General features: G+C 42.8%; 8 protein-coding genes. All 8 read left to right on the top strand.

Annotation, left to right across the window (positions count from 1 at the left end; genetic code table 11):
* Positions 1 to 915, top strand: a 915-nt coding sequence (locus RYP29_RS08150) for a transcriptional regulator (protein ID WP_314985812.1), incomplete at its 5' end; no start/stop codon positions are given.
* The gene (locus tag RYP29_RS08145) at positions 905 to 1,390 is read left to right on the top strand and encodes a phage baseplate assembly protein V (RefSeq protein WP_311533013.1); all 486 of its coding nucleotides are present in this window, start codon (positions 905 to 907) and stop codon (positions 1,388 to 1,390) included. The genes RYP29_RS08150 and RYP29_RS08145, both read left to right, overlap by 11 nt.
* Before the next feature lie 3 nt (positions 1,391 to 1,393).
* Positions 1,394 to 2,011 carry a phage tail protein gene (locus RYP29_RS08140; RefSeq protein ID WP_119982613.1) on the top strand — a complete coding sequence of 206 codons (618 nt, stop codon included), beginning with the start codon at positions 1,394 to 1,396 and terminating at the stop codon, positions 2,009 to 2,011.
* Entirely contained in the window at positions 2,001 to 2,360 is a 360-nt protein-coding gene (locus RYP29_RS08135) for a GPW/gp25 family protein (RefSeq protein WP_311533011.1), read from the top strand. Before RYP29_RS08140 ends, RYP29_RS08135 begins: the two co-directional genes overlap by 11 nt.
* Positions 2,347 to 2,547, top strand: coding sequence for a tail protein X (locus RYP29_RS08130; protein WP_311533010.1), 201 nt, complete (start codon positions 2,347 to 2,349; stop codon positions 2,545 to 2,547). The genes RYP29_RS08135 and RYP29_RS08130 overlap by 14 nt, the downstream gene beginning before the upstream one ends.
* Before the next feature lie 2 nt (positions 2,548 to 2,549).
* A complete protein-coding gene (locus RYP29_RS08125) occupies positions 2,550 to 3,683 on the top strand; it encodes a baseplate J/gp47 family protein (protein WP_311533009.1) in 1,134 nt (377 codons plus the stop codon).
* Positions 3,676 to 4,320 carry a phage tail protein I gene (locus tag RYP29_RS08120; RefSeq protein WP_311533008.1) on the top strand — a complete coding sequence of 215 codons (645 nt, stop codon included), beginning with the start codon at positions 3,676 to 3,678 and terminating at the stop codon, positions 4,318 to 4,320. Before RYP29_RS08125 ends, RYP29_RS08120 begins: the two co-directional genes overlap by 8 nt.
* Before the next feature lie 9 nt (positions 4,321 to 4,329).
* The coding region (locus RYP29_RS08115) for a phage tail protein (protein ID WP_311533007.1) at positions 4,330 to 5,061 on the top strand (732 nt) is incomplete at its 3' end.

Below are 5,061 nucleotides of genomic sequence, written 5' to 3'. Positions count from 1 at the left end.
CTTTGGATGTCCGATTGGTTCCCTGAAAAAGGGGCTAAGCTAACCGCATCAATCGTGTTTCACAACTGGAAAGAACCCGGAGACGAGATAGAGATGAAATGCGGGCAGTTTGAAATTGATGAAATTACTTGTAAAAACCCACCGCACGAGGTCACTATAGGGGCTGTTAGTGTTCCAGATGAATCTAAGTTAAGAGGGGAATTAAAGAGTAAGTCCTGGGAGAAGACGACTCTAAAAGCTGTTGCGGAGGAGCTCGCAAAAGGTGCGGGGCTTGAATTGTTTTATGATACTCCAGAGACGATTAATTTGGACCGTGTTGAGCAGTCGGATCAATCTGATTTAGAATTCCTAATGAAAGTCTGCAAGGATAATGGGCTGGCATTAAAGGTTTCAGATAAGCAAGTGATTATTTTTGATGAAACAAAATTTGAAACAGAAAAAGTAGTTGCAACGCTAATCAAGGGGCCAATGCCTACAGACCTTACAGAAGAACAAATTAAGGAACTAGGGGAAATCATCCCTTATCAGGGCAGTTACTCATTGAAGTCCTCGCTGAAGGATATATATTGGGGCTGTCATGTAAAACATAAGAGCACCAAGCAAAAAAGCAATATTGAATATACGTTCAAAGACCCAAATAAAACGCAAGGCAAAATATTACAGGTTAACCAGGGCTGTGAGACTCAGGCAGAAGCGGAACGTTTGGCCAAGAAAAAGCTACGAGAAAAGAACAAGAATGAGATTACTGGTTCTGTTGCTATGCTTGGCCATATCGTGTTGGCCGCATCAGCCACAATCAATTTAAAAGGATTCGGTAAATTCGACGGTAAGTATATCATTAGTAAATGCTCCCATAAGGTAGGGGGCGGATATACACAAAGCCTAGATATAAGGAGGTGCTTAGATGGATATTAGTGTGGCGTTAAAAAATTTAATTCGTGATGGCATCGTATCTAGTACAGACCCCTCAACTATGACGGCGAGGGTAACATTTCCGGACCGTGACGATTTAGTCTCGTATCCACTCGAAGTACTTTCGCACGGATCACAAGATAATAAACATTACTGGATGCCAGGTGTTGGCGAACAGGTATTGTGTTTATTTCTACCTCAAGATAATAATTTGTCCCAGGGCTACATCTTAGGCACTACGTATAATGCCAAGGATAAGCCCTATTTTAATGGGCAGAATATCCACGGCATCAAATTTGCGGACGGCTCGACTGTCTCCTATGATGCGGACGGAGGTGGTCTTGTTATTAATTGTACCGGTAGTTTAACTATTAATGCTCCATCAGGGGATGTAGTGGTTAACGGAATTAGTTTAGTGTCTCACACGCACGGTGGTGTTGTTCCTGGAGGCGGAAGCACAGGCACGCCGAATGGATAGGAGGTGAGTAACATATCTTTATTTAGTAAATTAGGTAGTACTGCTGCCAACTATAAGAAGAATCTTAATTCGCAAGGATTAAAGAATTTACAAAATACACAATTAGGCGATGTGGCTTACTCTCGCCTATCTAATTTAGCTGATAAGTTTGGCCTGGGAGGATACCTACCGCAACGCCAATTAGGGAGCTTTGGAAAAATTGTGTTTGTGGCATCCTCCCATACGGTGCGTACGTTCGATGCATTAGCACGAAATATCAACGCACGAACAGCGTCTCATGAAATTATAGGGCAAAAGCCGATACTTGAATTCTTGGGGCCTGATGCGGATGATATTTCTTTTACGATGAACTTTAATAAGCTATTGGGCGTTGACCCTCTAAAAGAAATTGAAGAAGTGGCCAAGATGTGCCGAGAAGGACAAGCCGAACAGTTGATCATTAATGGTAAGCCCTTTAGTGAACATAAATTACTGATTACCAGCATAAGCGCAGCTATGAATACGATTGATAATCGAGGTAATGTATTGTCCGCATCCATTAATGTGACGCTGAAGGAGGCCCCTGATATTCCTAAAGTTGTAATCACACCTAAACAAGGAGGCGATACGAATGCAAATTGATGTAAGCGCTCGCCTCGATGGCATTGATTTTGCGCCGAAGGATGTTCTTACTGAAATCATTCAAAATGTGCGAACTATTATTTCTACAACGCAATTTTCTGTACCGCTTGATAGGCGATTTGGTATTGATGGTACTGTTATTGATCTACCCTTACCGGTAGCAATGGCCAGAATATCAGCAGAGGTGATTCGGGCCATTACTGAATATGAGCCGCGATGCAGAGTTGTGTCAGTAGATTTTGAAAGCACTGTTGCAACTGATGCCGAAGAAGGGCATTTAATACCTAAAGTATCAATCGCTATAAAAGACGAATGGCTAGAAAGTGCAGGTGGCTATGAATCCGTATAGAACCGTCCAAGGGGATATGTGGGACGGTATCGCATTTAAAGTGTATGGCAGTGAAGCTTATATGAATGTGCTGCTTGAAGCCAATCAAGAGTACGCTCAATATGTGATATTGCCTGCTAATCTTATTTTGAAATGCCCTGATGTAGATATAAGGGCGACTATTAATTTACCACCGTGGAGGCGATAATAATGAACTTACCTGAAATCAACTTTGTCACGGCGGATAAAGAAGCCGTTGAAAAGGAAATATTCGCCCTCTACTCTTCTATTACTGGGCGAAAGTTAGCACCAGCGGACCCTATCCGCTTATTCCTATTAACGATTACCAATATTGTGATTTTATTGCTTAACCGCATCAATGATGCAGGCAAGCAAAATCTTCTGGCATATGCTAGGGGAAATAACTTAGACCATATCGGTATTGCATTAGGGGTGGAACGCTTACAAGCTACGGGCGCAGTCACTACTATGAAGTTAACCGCATCAATGGCAAGACCTGAAGGGATAGCCATTCCAAAAGGTACACGCTTTACTTCAGGCGATAACGTGTTTTTTGCAACTACAGAGCCTTACTATCTATCTGCTACACAAACCACGATACAAGTAAAAGCGGTATGCATAGAAGCTTCAGCTAAAGGGAACGGCTACCCAGTAGGGTCGATTACCATTCTTGTGGATCCAATCCCATATATCGCTAGTGTAACCAATATTACAATCTCAGAAGGTGGTGCTGACACTGAATCAGACGATGCTTTTCGCGAACGTATTAGAGAAGCACCTGAAAGCTTTTCTTGTGCAGGGGCCGAAGGGGCCTATGAGTTTTTTACAAAAAAAGCATCAGCCCTTATTAGCTCCGTGAAAGTGGTATCACCTAAACCAGGGGATGTAGTTGTATATCCTGGTCTAGTATCGGGGGAAATTGCTGGAGAAGAAATTCTTAAATTAGTGGAAGCCACTCTCACTGATAAGAAGGTGCGGCCACTTACTGATAATGTGTCTGTAAAAGCGCCAATTGCTAAGAATTATAGTATCGATATTCAGTACTATATTGATTCAGATAATTCGTATTACGCTGACACGATTAAAAGTCGTGTGGATGCGGCTGTTACGGATTACATAACATGGCAATCCGGAAAAGTAGGGCGCGACATCATTCCTTCTGAATTGATTCGGCGTGTAATGGAAGCAGGGGCTAAGCGTGTTAGTGTAACATCGCCTATATTTACCGTCGTGAAAGACGGTAAGAAAGAAGAGGGCTACCAAGTGGAATTGGCGCAATGTACAGGTAAGACTATCACATATGGAGGTGTAGAGCATGAATGATCTCTACAAATTCAAATTAAAGGATACTCTGCCAAGCTCGATTGCTAATGATACTACTGTTCAAGCCTTAGCTGAAGTGGTTACATTGAAACTTATGGCGTTGATGCCGTTCGTGGATAGGCTAACTATCCTGTCTCATCTTAATGAGTTAAGCACGCCAATACTTGACGAGTTAGCCTGGCATTTACACGTTGACTTCTACGATGATGCTGTAGCGAGAGAACAAAAGATTAAATTAATTTTGAGTTCTATCGCTTGGCATCGAAGAAAGGGCACCGTTGGATTAGTAGAAGAAGCTATCGGCGAATTGTATTCAGAATGTGAGGTTGTGGAAAACTGGGCTTATGATGGCGGTAAGCCTTATCATTTTAAGCTACAGATGTCCGGTTATATGATGACACCTAATATTCGAGAGCGCGTGTTGCGTATATTAGAATTTGTCAAGAATAAGCGGTCCTGGCTAGATGGTATCGAATATGTGCATGCTATTAATTCAGGCGGCGTGTATGCTGGAGGTATTGCAACGGCTGCGGGCAGTGCTGTTGCTGAACCTAGCCTTACAATCTCGACAGGTCCACAAACGCAACAAATCTATACCGGCGGTATTGTTACCGTTCACCAATACATTCATATATAGGAGGTTTACATGGCAAAATATCCTGCAGTCATTACAACAATGGCGGGAACAAATACTATTGCGGAAGCTAATGCAAGTAAGCAAGCTTTGATTTTTACAAAAATTGTTATCGGTGCAGGCGACATGCCCGCATCAATTCCACGCGCTACGGCGTTGACTGATAAGCGATTAGAATTAGCGATTACTAAAAGCGTTAAGACAGGCGATGGCCAATTCATGGTACAAGGCCTACTCTCGAATAAAAACCTTGAAGCCGGGTTTTATGCACGAGAAATAGGGCTCATGGCAAAAGCTGGTGAGAATGGGCAGGAGGTGCTATTCTCTTACACAAATGGTGGCAACTATGTTGACTACATCCCTGATAAGAATACGCCGATGGATAGCTACACATTTACAATTACTACCGTGATTGGCAACGCTGAAAAGGTGCAAGCGATTATTTCCGATAATGGAGTAGCATCTGTCCACGATTTGGAAGCGCATAATACGGATCCGGGGGCACACGGTGGGTTGCTTCAGAATTTAAAAACTCAATTATCCACTCATAATACTGATGTTTCGGCCCATCCAGCGATTACGAATATGATTGCAAAAATCCTTGGTGCGACTAACTGGCAAGAAAATCCAGTTGCTACTTTGAAAGATATAAAAACCAAGCTCGGCGAAGGCGGAATAGTGGCGCAACGCTTTGGAGAAAGCGGTTTCGTGAAGTACGCCAATGGATTCACTATCCAATGGGGA

Source organism: uncultured Veillonella sp. (assembly GCF_963534045.1).
Lineage (GTDB): Bacteria > Bacillota > Negativicutes > Veillonellales > Veillonellaceae > Veillonella.
Note: the sequence above shows the minus strand (reverse complement) of the source record. Positions and strands in the feature narration are given on the sequence as shown.

Excerpts from the sequence above, each read along its gene's own strand:
- RYP29_RS08145 (WP_311533013.1), top strand. The coding sequence starts at position 905 with ATGGATATTAGTGTGGCGTTAAAAAATTTAATTCGTGATGGCATCGTA.
- RYP29_RS08135 (WP_311533011.1), top strand. The coding sequence starts at position 2,001 with ATGCAAATTGATGTAAGCGCTCGCCTCGATGGCATTGATTTTGCGCCG.
- RYP29_RS08130 (WP_311533010.1), top strand. The coding sequence starts at position 2,347 with ATGAATCCGTATAGAACCGTCCAAGGGGATATGTGGGACGGTATCGCA.
- RYP29_RS08125 (WP_311533009.1), top strand. The coding sequence starts at position 2,550 with ATGAACTTACCTGAAATCAACTTTGTCACGGCGGATAAAGAAGCCGTT.
- RYP29_RS08120 (WP_311533008.1), top strand. The coding sequence starts at position 3,676 with ATGAATGATCTCTACAAATTCAAATTAAAGGATACTCTGCCAAGCTCG.